Source organism: Mesorhizobium sp. M5C.F.Ca.IN.020.32.2.1, assembly GCF_004023105.1.
In the GTDB taxonomy this organism is placed as follows: Bacteria; Pseudomonadota; Alphaproteobacteria; order Rhizobiales; family Rhizobiaceae; genus Mesorhizobium; species Mesorhizobium wenxiniae.
In genome coordinates, this window is sequence record NZ_RZSX01000036.1 from 1 (window position 1) to 15,838 (window position 15,838).

The window sequence follows — 15,838 nt, forward strand, 5'->3', positions numbered from 1 at the left end:
ACAACGATAGATGCGCTCCGATTCACCGCCCGCAACAACCGCAGCCTCCGGTCCCGGTGCGGGATCGGCCACCTCGAGCGCAGCATCGATATAGGTGGCAGGCTCTCGCCGCGCCCTTATCCGATCGATCGCATGATTGCGCGCAATGGCTACCAGCCAGGAAATCGGGCTTAGCTCCGAGACGGCGAAACGGTCCGCCTTCGTCCACATCTTGACGAAGACCTCCTGCAGCGCCTCTTCTGCCTCTCCCCGGTCCTTCAATACACGAAGGCAGACGCCGAAAAGTTTCGCGCTGGTCTGCCGGTAGAGCAGATCGAACGCAGCCCGGTCCTTCATCGAAGTCCGGACCATCAGGTTGCTGATGTCCTGCGGCGTCATCGGCTGCCAAATTAGGCAATTGCAATGTATTTGCAACGGCGAAGCGTTCTTGTGCACCGGGAGCGTCGTCGACTTCGATTGCCAAGAAAATCCGCAACCGCTAGCCTTCTCATAGGGGGAGAGCGGCAATGTCGGTTGAACGGGTCTTGTGGGAGCACGACGCAGCCGGGCTTGCCAGCTTGGTGCGCAAGGGCGAGATCGCGCCGCAGGAGCTCGTCGATGCGGCGATTGCGCGAGCCGAGGCCACCCGCCCGGACATCAACGCCATCGCCGAGCCGCTTTACGAGGCGGCGCGGACGCGGGCGAAAACCATCGACCGCAAGCTGCCGCTGGCCGGTGTGCCCTTTGCACTGAAGGATCTCGGTATCGCCATGAAAGGCGTGCCTACGCATGGCGGCAGCCGCATTCCGGCTTTCGTTGCCGATTTCGATTCGGTGATGACCGAACGCCATCTGGCCGCCGGCCTTGTCCCGATCGCCACCAGCACCTCGCCCGAACATGGGCTGAGGCTGATGACCGAATCCGCCGCTTTCGGCATCACCCGCAATCCGTGGAATACGGCGCATACCAGCGGCGGCTCGTCTGGAGGTGCGGCGGCGCTGGTCGCGGCCGGTGTCGTGCCGGTGGCACATGCTTCGGATGGCGGCGGCTCGATCCGCGTTCCCGCCGCCTGCACCGGGCTGGTCGGACTGAAAACCTCGCGCGGCCGCGTGCCGCTGTCGCCGCTCGTCACCGAAAGCTGGTACGGTCTGGTCGTCGACCACGCCGTTGCCCGCTCGGTCCGGGATTCGGCCTTGCTGCTCGACCTAACCCATGGACCCGATCCGCTGTCACCGTATGCGGCGCCGCCGCCGAGAGGAACTTTTGCCGCCGCAGCAGTGCGTGACCCCGGCAAGCTGAAACTGGCCGTCTACCGGAAATCGCCGCTCGGCCTGACGATATCGGCCGAGACGCTGACGGCGCTGGACACCGCTGTGGCATTGGCGCGCGAAGGTGGCCACACGATCGAGGAGATCGATCTCCCCTATATCGGTCGCGACTTCATCGCCGATTTCGCCAGGACGGTGGCTGCGGCAGTCGCCGGCGCAATGCGCATTGAGGTCTTGCGTGTCGGCCGCTCCGTTTCGGGCGACGTCGAGCGCGCCACCCGTCTGATGAGCCGCTTCGGCGAGATCGTCTCGGCCGGCGAGATCTATGCCGGCCTGCAGCGGCTGCATGCCACGTCGCGCCGCCTGATCACCGAGACCGCGCCGTACGATGCCGTGCTGATGCCGGTTATCGCCCATCCGCCGCTCGCCTGCGGGGCCATGGACCCGAAGGGCGCCGACGCGTTCATAGAGGACGTCCTCGACAGGCTGCGCCTCGCCCGTCTGCTGAAATTCAAGCAGCTGTTCGGCCAGTTGATGGACAAAAGCCTGTGGTTCACGCACTGGCCGGCGATCCAGAACGTCAGCGGCCAGCCGTCGATCGCGCTGCCTGTTCACGTCACCGATGCCGGCCTGCCGCTCGGCATCCAGGCCGCCGGCCGACCCGGCGATGAGGAGACCTTGTTGTCCTTCGGCGCGCAAATGGAGAAGATTTCGGGATGGCAGGCGCGGCGGGCGCCGCTGCGGATGCCGGCATAAAGCGGGCCGATTCACCTGATGTGACAGCAAAGCCGTTTGCCCCCTGCTCCAATTCCCGCTAAGACGCCGCCGTTCATGCCAAGCTGGGAACCATGCCGATGACGGACGTCGCCGCCACCGCCGAAATGCAGGCCGCGCTGCTTTCGAGGGCACTGCCCTACATGCAGCGCTACGAAAACAAGACGGTCGTGGTGAAATATGGCGGCCACGCCATGGGCGATATTGCGCTCGGTAAGGCCTTCGCCCGCGACATCGCGCTGCTGAAACAATCGGGCGTCAATCCGATCGTCGTCCATGGCGGCGGGCCGCAGATCGGCGCCCTGCTAAGCAAGATGGGCATCGAATCGAAGTTTGAGGGCGGCCTGCGCGTCACCGACCAGAAGACGGTCGAGATCGTCGAGATGGTGCTGGCCGGCTCGATCAACAAGGAAATCGTGGCGCTGATCAATGCCGAGGGCGAATGGGCCATCGGCCTGTGCGGCAAGGACGGCAACATGGTTTTCGCCGAAAAGGCACGCAAGACCTTGATCGACCCGGACTCCAATATCGAGCGCGTGCTCGATCTCGGCTTTGTCGGCGAACCGGTCGAGGTCGACCGCACGTTGCTCGACCTTCTGGCGCGCTCCGAAATGATCCCGGTGCTGGCGCCTGTGGCGCCCGGCCGCGACGGCCATACCTACAACATCAATGCCGACACCTTTGCCGGCGCCATCGCCGGCGCCTGCCAGGCGACACGCCTTCTGTTCCTCACCGACGTGCCCGGCGTGCTCGACAAGAACAAGAAGCTGATCGATGAGCTGACCGTGGCCGAGGCCAAGGCCTTGATCAGGGACGGCACGGTGTCGGGCGGCATGATCCCAAAGGTCGAGACCTGCATCGAGGCGATCGAGCGCGGCGTTGAAGGCGTCGTCATCCTCAACGGCAAGACGCCGCATTCTGTACTGCTCGAACTGTTTACCGAACACGGCGCCGGCACGCTGATCGTGCCGTGAGCGCAGGCTGACAGCTTGTCGGCCAGAAATCCAGGGCGGCGCAGGCGCCTGGGCGAACTCACCGCCTGAGGTGCCCAAGCGGCACGTGGCCCGGCCCCTTGATGTTCTGCAGCACGAGCTGCGTGTGGACATCGCGCACGCCGTCGAGCCGCATCAGCCGGTGCATGACGAAGGCGTTGAGCTCGTCGACCGACGGCACCATCACATGCAGCAGGAAATCGTAATCGCCGGTCATCGTCCAGCACGACGACACCTCGTCCATGCGCTGCACGGCGGCGATGAAGGTTTCGGGCGAACCATCGCTGTGGGTTACGAGGCGCACCTGAATGAACACTTCGACCATCAGGCCGATGGCGCGGCGGCTGAGCACAGCTGCAAAGCCCTTGATGATGCCGGCGCTCTGAAGAGCCTCGAAGCGGCGCGCGCATGGCGTCGTCGAAAGGCCGATCGCCTGGGCCAGTTCGGACACAGGCTTGCGTCCGTCACGTTGCAAGATATCGAGCATCTTGATCTCAAAATCGTCAAACTGAGGCACTTTCACTCTCCTACAGCTTTGCTGTGGTGGCTTTTACCTCAAATCGCGTATTCGAGCCATCATCAAAGCGGATTTGCCTCACCGGACCCGGCTAAACTTTTATGATTAGTCGTGATTTCCAGGGAGAACAGCCATGACGATGAGCGTTGCCGATTATGCGCGCGAATGCGCGGCGCAAGGCCTTCGCGGCGACTATTCGGTCTGCCGTGCCGACTTCACCGTGGAGCAGAGCTACAACTACACCGCCGACGAGCAGGCGGTGTGGCGTACACTGTGCGACCGCCAGACGAAGCTTACGCAAAAGCTGGCACACCAGTCCTATCTCGACGGCGTGGCCACGCTGGGCCTGCTCGACAGGATTCCGGATTTCGGTGTCGTCAGCGAAAAGCTGCGCAAGCTTACAGGTTGGGAAATCGTCGCCGTGCCGGGCCTCATTCCCGCACCAGCCTTCTTTGTCCACCTCGCCAACAGGCGCTTCCCGGTGACCAACTGGCTGCGGACGAAACAAGAGCTCGACTACATCGTCGAGCCGGACATGTTCCACGACTTCTTCGGCCATGTGCCGGCGCTGACGCAGCCGGTCTTTGCCGATTTCATGCAGATGTATGGCGAGAAGGCCGAGCATCTGATCGCGCTCGGCGGCGACGAGATGATCAGCCGCCTCTACTGGTACACTGTCGAATACGGGCTGATCCAGGAAGCCGGCCAACCGCTGAAGGCTTTCGGCGCCGGGCTGATGTCGTCCTTTGCGGAACTTCAATTCGCGATTGAAAGCAAGGACGCGCACCATGTCCCCTTCGATCTGGAAACGGTGATGCGCACCAGATACGAGATCGACAAGTTCCAGCGCGCCTATTTCGTGCTGTCGTCCTTCGACGTTTTGCGCAATGCCTTCCAGAACGTCGCCGACATGGCAGCGATCATCGGACGCCACAAGGGCAAGCCGGCGCTCGACCCGGCGAAACTTTAGACGCTGGCAGGCTCGGACGCTCGCAGCCGATCGGCGCGGGCGTTATTGGTGGCGCACTGTCATGACGATCCCTCGGCCGGCCCGGCTGGGCCGGCCTTCTACACGCGGATGAGCTTGCCGAGGTGGTCGCCCAGCCGGCAGGCCAATGCGACGATTGTCGTCGTCGGGTTGCATTCGCCGGACGTGCAGAACACGGAGGAACCGCCAACATAGAGATTGTCCATGCCGTGCACCTTCGAGTTGGCGTCCACCACGCTCTTGGTCACATCCGTGCCCATACGCGTGCCGCCCATATGGTGGTGACCGGCCAGTTCCTCATTAGTCGGATAGTCCCCGCCACTGGCGAGCCAGTCGGCGATGCGCACCCGGCCGAGATCCTTCCGGACGAGCGTCTTGCCGAACAGCCTCAAGCCCTCGAGGAGCGTGCGGCGCTCCAGCTCCGACTTTTTCCAGTGCAGCTCGATGCGCGGCACGCCGGCATGGTCGACATCGGTCTTCGACAACCGGATCTGGTTCGAGGCCAGCGGCGCCTGTTCCCAGGCGACATAGAGCTGGGCGGCGCAGCGCAAGTTCTGGCTGAGCTGATAGGATACCCATTCCGCCATCTCGGGCACCGTGCAGGCGAGGTCGGCGATGCCGCTTTTGATGCCGGGGTACGGCGTCTCGATCAGCCTGATGCCGAAATTCATGATCTCGAGGCGCTCCATGGCCGCCAGCGTCGGCGAGAAGAAAGCCTCGTTGGTGGCGTCGACCTCGAACTCGCTATAGTCGGCGAGGATGGCATTGCCGCCCTCGAAGGTCGGATGCTCCATCCAATAGCGGCCGAGCGCTGTCGCCTTCGGCACCACGCCGCCGTTCGAGCGCTGGTTCGACCACAGAAGCAGCCGCGAGTTTTCCAAGCCGCCGGTGCATACGATGAAATAGTCGGCGATGAAAGAGCCGGCATTCTGGCCGTTCGACCACAGTTTGGCGCCGGTCACTCTCTTGCCGTCGCCAGTAAGCTCGGTGGCATAGGTGCTGAGCACCACAGCCACGTTCCTGCTCCTGTCGAGTTCGTCGGCGAATTTTTCACCGAAGCGTACGGCCGGGCTCTTGATCAGCTGCACCCAGCGAATATCGTCCGAGATCGGCACATCCGGCCGGAAGTCGGGAAGTTCCAGCATGTCCTGGACTTCGGGCAGATAGGGCTCGATTTCGGCACGGCTGATCGGCCAGCCGGTATCCGGCGCCCAGGCCTTGGGCTCGAAGTCCTGGCTGTCGAGCACCCGGCACCAGCCGGCCCAGTGATTGGAACTGCCGCCCATGAAGCGCAACCGGGTGATGTCGAGATCGAAATAGGGGTCGCCGACCGTGACGCCGCGGTAGAAATCCTGCGAATCGTCGCTGAACTCGCGGGAGCCTGCCTCCAGCACCACAACCGGAATGCCGGCCGCGCCAAGCTTCCTGGCAATCGTGGTGCCGGCTGGCCCGGAGCCGAGTATGCAGACCTTGGCGGCGAAGTTCGCAGCGCGAAATGCCTCATAGCTGTCGAAGATCAAGTGAGATCGCTCCTTTTGAGGATCCAACCATTGACCTCGACGATCGCGTCCGGATCGGTATCGGGCAGCTTGCGGAACAGCGACAGGGCCGGCAATGCGATCAGCGCCTGCACGATCGTGCGGCGCGATATTTTCTTGGTGAAGAAACTCATGGCACGTCTCTCGATGGCTTCGATCCACGCATGGCGTTCCCTGAACATACTCGCCAGGAGAAGCCAATTCCGTGCCAAACCTAGCGCCACAGTTTGCTTAAGCCGTGTAAGCGGTCTGGCTGAGTCCAAACAGCGTTAGGATTTCCTTAATGAGCGAGACCGCTCAGGCCGCTTCGGAAATGTCCCTGTCCAGGATGGTCAGATTACGGCCGCGATGCTTGGCCTGGTAAAGGCGATGGTCGGCGGCACGCATCAGATCCGATACGCCGGCATCCGCGCCGCAGGTGACACCGCCGATGCTGACGGTGAGGGGTATGACCCGCTCATCGACGGGACGGAAGCGGATCAGTTCGACTTCACGGCGAATGCGTTCGGCGACGCGTTTGGCTTCCTGTTCGGTGGCGCCGACCAGAAACGCACCGAATTCCTCGCCGCCGATGCGGCCGATCACGTCGCCGCTGCGCACCCCGCGCTCGATCGCGCTTGCAATAAGGAGCAACGCCTCGTCGCCGGTCAGGTGGCCGTAGCTGTCGTTGATGATCTTGAAGTAGTCGGCATCGATGATCAGCAAAGCACCGCGATCGGATTTACGCCGGGAGGCGTCGAGCGCGGCAAAGAAGTTCTCGCGGTTGAGCATGCCGGTCATGTCGTCGCGGCTCGCTTTTTCCGACAGGCGCCGATGCGCTGCGGCGAGCTGGGCATGAGCGCGGGCGAGGTCGCGATGGGCGCTTTTCAACCTCTCGCCCTGCCAGAACGTGTAGGCGCCGGCGATCCAGGCGAGCGCCAGGGGGCAGACCGTGGATGTCAGCCAGATCGTGCGGTTGATCGGAAAGCCCATTGCCGGGACGACAATGAGCGTCAACAAAAGCGAGACCGCGAGGGAGGCGAAAGCGACGGCGGCAGACTTCAGAAATATGCGGCTCATCGCTGGCTCCCCCTGAACCGTCTCTGTGCCAGCAAGCCCTGAATGCCACCTTTCGGCGATGCCTAAATTTTGAATCATCGCGCCATTTCCGCCACTCGCAACGCGCATAAGTTGTGGATAAAGCCTCTGCCAAAAGTAAGGTTTCGTGCCATAAGGATTGCATGACCATGCTCCCGGATCCCGCCCGCTTTGCCCATGTCACCGACTGGGTGTTCGACCTCGACAACACGCTCTATCCGCACCATTCGAACCTGTTCTCGCAGATCGACGTAAAGATGACTGCCTATGTCGGAGAACTGCTGACGCTGCCACGCGACGATGCCCGCAAGCTGCAGAAGGAACTCTACCGGGAATACGGCACGACGCTGAACGGTCTGATGGCGCGCCACGGCATCGATCCCGACGACTTTCTCGAGAAGGTTCATGACATCGACTATTCCTGGCTGGTTCCCGATCCCGTTCTCGGCACCGCCATCCGCCAGCTTCCCGGCCGCAAGTTCATCTTCACCAATGGCGACCGCAGGCATGCCGAACGCACCGCGCGCCAACTCGGCATCCTCGACCATTTCGACGACATCTTCGATATCGTCGCTGCTGGGCTGAACCCCAAGCCGGCGCGCCAGACCTACGAGAAATTTGCGGAACTTCACGCCGTCACCGGCCACAATGCGGTGATGTTCGAGGATCTGGCCCGCAACCTGTCCGTGCCGAAATCGCTGGGCATGACCACGGTGCTGGTCGTGCCACGCAACTTCGAGCCGACCTTCTCGGAGATATGGGAACGTGACCCGGCCAATGAAGATGATGTGGATTTCGTCACCGACGATCTTGCCGAATTCCTCACCGCGATCGTCGACGTCACTGCTTGAGGCAGTTGCTTCGTGCAAAGCCGGATCGATACCGCAGCCCCGCGGCCTAAAGCTTGTAGAAACGGCTGATAATCCCCCAGGCCTCGTCGGCGGTGTCGACGAAATCGATGATGTCCTGGTCGCCGGGGGTGATTGTGCCTTGCTCGGCGAGGAAATCGAGGTCGATCGCCCTTTTCCAGAACGCCTTGCCGAACAGGATCACCGGCACGCGCTCCATGCGGCCGGTCTGGATCAGGGTCAGTGTCTCGAAGAATTCGTCCATCGTGCCGAAGCCGCCCGGAAACACCGCGACAGCCTTGGCGCGCATGACGAAATGCATCTTGCGGACAGCGAAATAGTGGAAGTTGAAACAGAGCTCCGGCGTCACATAAGCATTCGGCGCCTGCTCGTGCGGCAACACGATGTTGAGGCCGATCGACGGTGCGCCAACATCGTCGGCGCCGCGGTTGCCGGCTTCCATGACGCCGGGTCCGCCGCCAGTCACCACGACGAATTCGCGATAATAAGAGGTGGCCGACTGCTGCGAGCAGAGGCGGGCGAATTTTCGTGCTTCCTCGTAATATTTACTGTTTTTCTCGAGGTTCTTCTTCTGCGTCTCGTTTTTGGCCGCCCAGGCTTCGCCGTCCGGCTCGGGGATGCGCGCCCCGCCGAACAGGATGACGGTCGAGCGGATGCCGCGCTCGGCCAGGATCATCTCCGGCTTCAACAGTTCGAGCTGCAGCCTGACCGCGCGCAATTCGCGCCGCGTCATGAAGTCGGGATCGTTCCAGGCCAGCCGGTAGGTCTCGGCACGCGTCTGCGGCGTGTCCGGCACGCTTTTCGACCGCTCCAGATCCTCGTCCGAATGCGGCAGCGGCGTCCACCCCGCCTTTTCCATAGGAGTCATATTACCTGCCCGTCCAATTATTCACTTGCGCCGTCCCGTGACGCAGCCGCGATTGACCCTCACCAAGCCTTCACATAGGGTCCGGCGACTTTCAAAACAGGTTAAGGTGCGGCCCCTTAACAGCTTGGTAATGGAGCGAATTCATGTCGAAGCCCGATCTGGGGAGCCTCGAAAAGACTATCGAAACCGCCTTCGAGGAACGCGAGACGATTTCGACGGCAACCCGCGGCGCGACGCGCGACGCCATCCAGTCAGCGCTGGACCTGCTCGACCGGGGTATCGCCCGCGTTGCCGAGCGCCAGGCCGACGGCAAATGGCATGTCAACCAGTGGCTGAAGAAAGCGGTGCTGCTGTCGTTCCGGCTCAACCCGATGGAGATCATCAAGGGTGGTCCGGGCCAGGCCGTGTGGTGGGACAAGGTGCCGTCGAAATTCGACGGCTGGAGTGCCATCGATTTCGAGAAGGCAGGTTTCCGCGCCGTGCCGTCGTCGATCGTGCGGCGCTCCGCCTATGTCGCGCCAGGTGCCGTGCTGATGCCGTCCTTCGTCAATGTCGGCGCCTATGTCGACAGCGGCACAATGGTCGACACATGGGCCTCGGTCGGCTCCTGCGCCCAGATCGGCAAGAATGTGCATCTGTCGGGCGGCGTTGGCATCGGCGGCGTGCTGGAGCCGATGCAGGCCGGTCCCACCATCATCGAGGACAATTGCTTCATCGGCGCACGCTCCGAGGTGGTCGAAGGCTGCATTGTGCGCGAGGGCTCGGTGCTCGGCATGGGCGTCTTCATCGGCCAGTCGACCAAGATCGTCGACCGCGCCACCGGTGAGGTCTTCTACGGCGAAGTGCCGGCCAATTCCGTCGTCGTCGCCGGCTCGATGCCCGGCAAGCCGTTGCCCAAGGGCGAGCCCGGTCCGAGTCTTTACTGTGCCGTCATCGTCAAGCGGGTCGATGCCAGGACCCGTTCCAAAACCTCGATCAATGAACTGCTTCGCGATTGATCCTTCGCAAAAAACGGACGCACCCGCTTGCTCGACAGACCTCGATTTCTATGGCTTTTCTTCAGCCTTTCCGGGCGAGTGAACCCAAGTGCCTATGTCTTGGCGGGTCTTTTACCGCTCCTGGTTCAGCTTTTTCTGCTCTACCAGTTCTCGCGAACGCCGCTAGGCACCGCCGCAAGTCAGTACTGGGCGCTCGCCTGGTGGATCGCTGTGGTTGTCTCGACATGGTCGACCTTTGCGCTAACGGCGAAGCGGTTCCACGATTTCGGCAAGCCTACCTACTACGCATTGATCTCTCTCATCGTCGGCGCCATTCTCCTTATCATTTTGGCCTTTTTCAAAAGTGATCCCGGACCCAACCGCTACGGCAAACGCACCAATGCGCCGGCCGAATCCTGAGCGCCGATCGGGTATCTAGCCATGCGCTACCGTACGCTTGATTCGAAACTGATCATCGAAACCGCCGAACGACTGGAAAAACGCGTCGCCGAGCGGTTTCCCCATGCAGGCTTGCGTGGCGTCGCCATAGAACTTGTGTCGCTGTCGCGTGATCTGGCCAAGGCGGCGAAGGCGCTGGAGGCGCCGATCTGGTGGCTGCGCGGCGTCGTCATCGCCGCCATTGCCGCCGGTGCGCTGATATTCCTGTTCGTCGGCACCATCCTGCCGCTCGGCCGTATCTCGGGAACCGACGACGCCGTCCAGTCGGTGCAAGGCATCGAATCGTTGATCAACATGATCATCCTCGCGGTGCTCGGCTTCCTGGCCTTGATCCGGACCGAGGAGCGCATCAAGCGCAAGCGGGTGTTTCGCAAGCTTCACGGCTTGCGATCGCTGATCCATGTCATCGACATGCATCAGCTGACCAAGGATCCGGCAGCGCTTTCAACCGAATTCAAGCCGACATCGCATTCACCGGCACGCATAACCGACCGTGCCGATCTCGCCCGCTATCTCGACTATTGCTCCGAAATGCTGTCGATCACCGGCAAGGTCGCCGCGCTGTTCGCCCAGTCGGTCAACGACAATGTGGTCGTCGATGGCGTCAACGACATCGAGTCCCTGAGTTCCAACCTGTCGCGGAAGATCTGGCAAAAGATCACGCTGATCGACGGTCCCTTGCGGTCGGCTCGTCCAGGTACCTAAGCTAATCTTAATCACCTTGGTCCAGCATGCCCCGTGGAGACTGTGTCGACCGGCACGGAGCACTCGACTGGCACACGACGAACCCCTGGCCAACCCGAAAACGCGCGGAAAGCGAAGCGCCGGCGCGCGGCTGTTCGCCTGGTTTTCTTCACCAATCAGAGCGGAGCCGGAAGCTGTCCGCGCGCGGCTTCTCGATACCACTTTCGACCGCAAATTCGCTGTCCTGTTCGGCAGCATCAGCGTCCTGGTGCTGGCAGTCAGCGCCGCGGTCGTCACCGGCGACCGGTGGCCTTACGCCTGGATCGCGGCCGACCTCGTCCTGTTTGCCGCCCGCTTCCTGCTGATGCGGGAATGTGAGCGGGCCCGCAAGCGCGGGGGAACGGGACCGCTGGCAGGCCTCATGGCCGCCGGAGGGCCATGGTCGGTGATTTTCGGCCTCGGCTGCTATGGCTGCGTCATCAGCGGGAATGTGGCGCTCGCCGTGCTGGCTGCCCTGAATGTCGCAGGCGTCGTCGGCGTGGTGTCGTCCCGCAACGCAGCGACCCCGCGCTACGCCATATTCGTCATGCTGGCCGTAAGCCTGCCTTTCCTGGTTGGCGCGCTGTTTTCTCCGGCGCCCGGAATGTCTATCGTCGGATTTCAAGTGCCGTTCTATGTAGCCGGCGTCATCATCGTGCTGCTTCAAAATCATGCGATCAACGTCCGCATGATCCGCGCCGAACTGGACAATCGCGATCTGGCGATCAAGGACGCGCTGACCGGCCTGCCAAACCGCATTTTCCTTCAGGAGAAACTGCGCGGCATGTGCAGCGAGCTTGCGGCGCCGGCAGCAAATGGCGGCAGGCCGTTTGCCGTTCTCAGCATGGACCTCGACGGCTTCAAACACGTCAATGACCGCTTCGGCCACGCGGTCGGCGACATGCTGCTGCGCAAGGTGGCCGAACGATTGAAACGCGCTTTCCGACCGGGGGATGTGGTCTTTCGCATCGGCGGTGACGAATTCGTAATCCTGCTGCCCGGCACGTCCGAGGTCGAAGCCACCTACCTGGCAAAGCGGGCCATTGAGAAGATTTCGGTCCCTTTCGACCTTGGCCTGGGCACCGCAATACCCATCGGGTTGAGCATTGGAAGCGCCTTCGCGCCTGCCGACGGCGGCGAGCCTGAAATTCTTCTCACCTGTTCCGATCACGCGCTCTATGAAGCCAAGCGCACCGGCAAGGGCCGTTACTGGGCACATGTGCGGGCCGCGAACTGACGATCACAGTGATCATTGGGGCTTTTGTCGCCTCCGTCCATCCAACATCCCGCCTAAAGCGCCGCATATGACGCGATTCATGCGACGCGCTTTAAGTCTTTGTTTCTTATGCATGTCGTTGTCCCAAAACCGCTGCGCACCCAGGGGTCAAGCCCGAGGGCATGCTTTTGGGCGACACTAGGCCTGCGGCTATACGGCATGAAACCATGATCTTGGCGGGATGGCTGGCCCTTATGTCTGGCCGTGACAGGCCTTGCGCTTTCGACTATCGCTTTTGCCCATGACGTTGCCGACCGATCCCGCTTCAAATCTCGCCGCCCTCATCCGCTGCCCCTCGGTGACGCCCATTGAGGGTGGGGCACTGAGCACGCTGGAAAAAATGCTGAAACCACTCGGCTTTTCCGTCGAGCGCCCGGTGTTTTCGGACGACGGCACGCCCGATATCGAAAATCTCTATGCGCGGCGCTCCGGCAACGGTCCGCACCTGATGTTCGCCGGGCATACCGACGTGGTGCCGGTCGGCGACGAGGCCTCATGGACGCATCCGCCTTTCGCCGCGGAGATCGCCAAAGGCGAGATGTTCGGCCGCGGTGCTGTCGACATGAAGGGCGGCATAGCCTGTTTCATCGCCGCGGTGGCGCGCCATCTCGGTTCGAAAGGCGGCCTGAAAGGCTCGGTCTCGCTGCTGATCACCGGCGACGAAGAAGGGCCGGCCATCAACGGCACGACAAAGCTGCTCGAATGGGCGGCGGCCAAGGGCGAGAAATGGGATGCGTCTATCGTCGGCGAGCCGACCAATCCCGACGCGTTGGGCGACATGATCAAGATCGGCCGGCGCGGCTCCTTGTCCGGCAGCATCACCGTGAACGGCCGCCAGGGCCACGCCGCCTACCCGCAGCTTGCCGACAATCCGGTGCGCGGGCTGATGACGCTGGTCGAAGCCTTGCTGCACCCCGTCTTCGACAACGGCACCAAGGACTTCCAGCCGACCAATCTGGAGGTGACCTCGATCGATGTCGGCAATCCGGCCACCAATGTCATTCCGGCAAAGGCGACGGCCACCTTCAACATCCGCTTCAACGACACATGGACCGCCGAGACCATCCAGGCGGAAATCCACAATCGCCTCGACAAGGCGGCGAAGCGCAAGAAATACCGGGCCGGCAAGACGACGCCGGTCGATTACGAGCTTGTCTGGCGCGACCGGCCGAGCCACGTCTTCCTCACCCGCGACGACCGTCTGATCGAAGCGCTCAGTGGTTCGGTCAAGGCGGTGATCGGCAGGAAGCCGGCGCTTTCCACCTCCGGGGGCACCTCCGACGCGCGCTTCATCAAGGACTATTGTCCAGTGGTCGAATTCGGTCTGGTCGGCAAGACCATGCACATGGTCGATGAACGCGTCGCGCTTGCCGACCTCGAGACGCTGACGCAGATCTATCAACGCTTCATCGAAGACTGGTTCGAGCAAGGCGCATCGTAATCATGCTTTCGTCCGATGAAACCTATGCATCGCTGACCGGCGCCTGGCGACTGATGCTCGGCAAGGCCGACGGGCTGCGCCAGCTCGACCTTTCGGCCGACGGTTTCTGGAATTCCTTCTTCGCCATCGTTGTCGCGGCACCTGCGCTGATCGTCGGCTGGGTCGGCCTTGCCAATGAGATCGGCGATCCGAATGCATTCGCGGGGCGCTTCGGCATGCTGATCCGGCTGGCGACGGTCGACATCGGCGCCTGGGTGTTGCCGCTCGTCGGCCTTGCCCTGGTCGCGCCGCGCGCCGGCATTGGCGGGCGCTTCGTCCACTATGTCGTCGCCAGCAACTGGGCGTCTGCGATCATCGCCTGGATAATGCTGCCAGCAGCGCTGATCAGGCTTTTCCTGCCGTCCGCTAACGAGTTTGCCGTACTGGCGTCGCTGCTTTTGTTTGCGCTGTCGATGATCCTGACCTGGCGGATGACAAACGCCGCCATCGGCAGGGGCGCAGCTGTCGGCAGCGCTGTCTTCGCCGGCATGTTCGTGGCGTCGCTGGTCGTTCTGTTCGGCCTGGAGGCGCTGCTCGGCATCGGTGCACCGGCTTAATGCATGTCGCCCGAAAGTGCGCAGCGGTTTTGGGACAACGACATGCATAAAAACAGGAACTTAAAGCGGGTCGGATGAATCCTTTCAGACGCGACGCGCCTTAGTCGACCTTCGGATAATCCACAGCGACGAGAAAAAGTCCGTCGGGCGGCGCCACCTGGCCACAGGCGGCACGGTCGCGCGCGTCGAGCGCCGCCTTCAGGTCGGCAACCGTCCAGCCGCCTTCGCCGACGCGCTTCAGCGAGCCGACCATCGAGCGCACCTGATTGTGCAGGAACGAGCGCGCCGAGGCTCGCACTTCGATCACGTCACCCAGCCGACCGACATCCAGCCGGTCGAGCGTCCGGACCGGGCTGTCGGCCTGGCACTGGGTCGAGCGAAACGTGGTGAAATCATGCCGCCCCAGCAGCACCTTTGCCGCCTCGTGCATAGCCTCGGCGTCGAGCCGCTTCGGCACCCACCAGATCTTGCCCTTGTCGAGTGCCGCCGGCGCGCGTCGGTTGACGATGCGGTAGAGATAGTGGCGGCCGATCGCCGAGAAACGCGCGTCGAAGCTATCAGGCACGACAGCCGCCTTGAGGATGGCGATGCGCGCCTTGGCCGTTTGCAGGTGGGCATTGACGGCATCGCGCACCTTGTCATCAGGCCATGCCTTGACGAGATCGACATGCGCCACCTGAGCAGTCGCATGGACGCCGGCATCGGTGCGGCCGGCGCTGCGCAGCGAGACCTGTTCGCCGCAGAACCTCTCGATCGCCTGCTCGATCGCCTGCTGCACCGAAGGCTGGTCTGCCTGGCGCTGCCAGCCGGCATAGAGGCTGCCGTCATATTCAATGTCGAGGCGAAAACGCGGCATTCCTAAGCGGGATTGAGGTTAGGCGGCGAGCGCGGAGCTAAAGGCTGAAGCGTAGACCAGTCTGCCGGTCTCAGGCGCCTCGCCCCAGGCCAGCGCCTGCAACGCTTCGCCCTGGTACTCGCTTTCGAACTTTTCGGCGCGCGCATGGCTGTAGCCGAAGCGGCCATAATAGGCAGGATCGCCAAGCACTACCGCCAGCGCCTCGCCGGCTTCTTTCAGGCGGATATGCGCCTCGCGGATCAGCGCGCCGCCGATGCCGGTGCCATGGAATGACGGCTCGACCGCCAGGGGCGCCAGCGCCACGGCCGAAAAGCTCTTGCCGCCGTTCTGCACGAAAAGCCGCGAAAACAGGATATGGCCGACCACCTGTCCATCTTCTTCCGCCACCAGTTCGACGACGGCGTCGCCGCCGCTGACCAGTGCATCGACCAATCCGGCCTCCGCCTGCTGGCCGAATGCGTGTTCCTCGACAAGGCGAATCGCCTCGCGGTCTCGCGGCGTCGCCGCGCGTATTGACATCATGCTCATGAGAACTTCATTCCTTTTTCGAGCTTGGCCCCGTGCAGAAACTCCTGCGCGGCAAGGGGCCTTCCGCCCGCACGTTGAACTTCGACCAACCTGATCGCGCCTGACCCGCAGG

Annotated in this window: 18 protein-coding genes and 1 pseudogene; 10 read left to right on the plus strand and 9 right to left on the minus strand. The window is 62.6% G+C overall.

What is annotated here, in order from left to right; all coding sequences use genetic code 11:
• On the minus strand, positions 1–378 hold a 378-nt coding region (locus EOA86_RS03190), incomplete at its 3' end, for a sigma-70 family RNA polymerase sigma factor (protein WP_128340689.1).
• A 128-nt stretch (positions 379–506) separates the two neighbouring features.
• Between EOA86_RS03190 and EOA86_RS03195 the strand changes: the two genes are divergently transcribed.
• Positions 507–2,003, plus strand: coding sequence for an amidase (locus tag EOA86_RS03195; RefSeq protein WP_128340690.1), 1,497 nt, complete (start codon positions 507–509; stop codon positions 2,001–2,003).
• A 98-nt stretch (positions 2,004–2,101) separates the two neighbouring features.
• Positions 2,102–2,995, plus strand: a complete 894-nt coding sequence (gene argB, locus EOA86_RS03200) for an acetylglutamate kinase (RefSeq protein WP_029347289.1) — start codon at positions 2,102–2,104, stop codon at positions 2,993–2,995.
• A gap of 58 nt (positions 2,996–3,053) precedes the next feature.
• Here the strand turns inward: argB and EOA86_RS03205 are convergent, their stop codons facing one another.
• Entirely contained in the window at positions 3,054–3,530 is a 477-nt protein-coding gene (locus EOA86_RS03205) for an Lrp/AsnC family transcriptional regulator (RefSeq protein WP_128340691.1), read from the minus strand.
• A 133-nt stretch (positions 3,531–3,663) separates the two neighbouring features.
• Here EOA86_RS03205 and phhA point away from each other — a divergent pair, with 133 nt between their 5' ends.
• Positions 3,664–4,500, plus strand: coding sequence for a phenylalanine 4-monooxygenase (gene phhA, locus EOA86_RS03210; protein WP_128340692.1), 837 nt, complete (start codon positions 3,664–3,666; stop codon positions 4,498–4,500).
• Positions 4,501–4,598: 98 nt separating this feature from the next.
• On the opposite strand, the gene EOA86_RS03215 is transcribed toward phhA, so the two are convergent.
• From EOA86_RS03215 to EOA86_RS03225, 3 genes are all read right to left on the minus strand, one after another.
• On the minus strand, positions 4,599–6,038 hold the full coding sequence (locus EOA86_RS03215) for a GMC family oxidoreductase (RefSeq protein WP_128340693.1): 1,440 nt from the start codon (positions 6,036–6,038) through the stop codon (positions 4,599–4,601).
• Complete coding sequence (locus tag EOA86_RS03220; protein WP_101918682.1) at positions 6,035–6,190, minus strand: hypothetical protein; 156 nt, start codon at positions 6,188–6,190, stop codon at positions 6,035–6,037. The genes EOA86_RS03215 and EOA86_RS03220 overlap by 4 nt, the downstream gene beginning before the upstream one ends.
• Before the next feature lie 163 nt (positions 6,191–6,353).
• The gene (locus EOA86_RS03225; RefSeq protein WP_128340694.1) at positions 6,354–7,115 is read right to left on the minus strand and encodes a GGDEF domain-containing protein; all 762 of its coding nucleotides are present in this window, start codon (positions 7,113–7,115) and stop codon (positions 6,354–6,356) included.
• 161 nt (positions 7,116–7,276) lie between these two features.
• Here EOA86_RS03225 and EOA86_RS03230 point away from each other — a divergent pair, with 161 nt between their 5' ends.
• Positions 7,277–7,984 (plus strand): pyrimidine 5'-nucleotidase, encoded by a 708-nt coding sequence (locus EOA86_RS03230; protein ID WP_029347281.1) that lies wholly within the window; start codon positions 7,277–7,279, stop codon positions 7,982–7,984.
• A gap of 46 nt (positions 7,985–8,030) precedes the next feature.
• Here the strand turns inward: EOA86_RS03230 and EOA86_RS03235 are convergent, their stop codons facing one another.
• Positions 8,031–8,870: an LOG family protein gene (locus EOA86_RS03235; protein ID WP_082982714.1), complete on the minus strand. Its 840-nt coding sequence runs from the start codon at positions 8,868–8,870 to the stop codon at positions 8,031–8,033.
• A gap of 143 nt (positions 8,871–9,013) precedes the next feature.
• Here EOA86_RS03235 and dapD point away from each other — a divergent pair, with 143 nt between their 5' ends.
• The 6 genes from dapD to EOA86_RS03265 all read left to right on the plus strand — a co-directional run bounded on the left by dapD (position 9,014) and on the right by EOA86_RS03265 (position 14,342).
• Positions 9,014–9,868 (plus strand): 2,3,4,5-tetrahydropyridine-2,6-dicarboxylate N-succinyltransferase, encoded by an 855-nt coding sequence (gene dapD / locus EOA86_RS03240; RefSeq protein WP_029347279.1) that lies wholly within the window; start codon positions 9,014–9,016, stop codon positions 9,866–9,868.
• Positions 9,869–9,895: 27 nt separating this feature from the next.
• Entirely contained in the window at positions 9,896–10,267 is a 372-nt protein-coding gene (locus EOA86_RS03245; protein ID WP_029347278.1) for a DUF805 domain-containing protein, read from the plus strand.
• A 21-nt stretch (positions 10,268–10,288) separates the two neighbouring features.
• Positions 10,289–11,011 (plus strand): hypothetical protein, encoded by a 723-nt coding sequence (locus EOA86_RS03250; RefSeq protein ID WP_065011616.1) that lies wholly within the window; start codon positions 10,289–10,291, stop codon positions 11,009–11,011.
• 16 nt (positions 11,012–11,027) lie between these two features.
• Positions 11,028–12,266 (plus strand): GGDEF domain-containing protein, encoded by a 1,239-nt coding sequence (locus EOA86_RS03255; RefSeq protein WP_128340695.1) that lies wholly within the window; start codon positions 11,028–11,030, stop codon positions 12,264–12,266.
• A gap of 280 nt (positions 12,267–12,546) precedes the next feature.
• Positions 12,547–13,746 (plus strand): succinyl-diaminopimelate desuccinylase, encoded by a 1,200-nt coding sequence (dapE, locus tag EOA86_RS03260; RefSeq protein ID WP_065011618.1) that lies wholly within the window; start codon positions 12,547–12,549, stop codon positions 13,744–13,746.
• Between the two features lie 2 nt (positions 13,747–13,748).
• The gene (locus EOA86_RS03265) at positions 13,749–14,342 is read left to right on the plus strand and encodes a transporter (RefSeq protein WP_065011619.1); all 594 of its coding nucleotides are present in this window, start codon (positions 13,749–13,751) and stop codon (positions 14,340–14,342) included.
• Between the two features lie 100 nt (positions 14,343–14,442).
• Here the strand turns inward: EOA86_RS03265 and truA are convergent, their stop codons facing one another.
• The 3 genes and pseudogenes from truA to EOA86_RS03280 form a co-directional block, all read right to left on the minus strand.
• Entirely contained in the window at positions 14,443–15,198 is a 756-nt protein-coding gene (gene truA, locus EOA86_RS03270; protein ID WP_128340696.1) for a tRNA pseudouridine(38-40) synthase TruA, read from the minus strand.
• Positions 15,199–15,216: 18 nt separating this feature from the next.
• Positions 15,217–15,726: an N-acetyltransferase gene (locus EOA86_RS03275; RefSeq protein WP_029347266.1), complete on the minus strand. Its 510-nt coding sequence runs from the start codon at positions 15,724–15,726 to the stop codon at positions 15,217–15,219.
• Positions 15,723–15,838, minus strand: a pseudogene (locus EOA86_RS03280) (methionyl-tRNA formyltransferase); the annotation flags it as partial. The pseudogene EOA86_RS03280 and the gene EOA86_RS03275, both read right to left, overlap by 4 nt.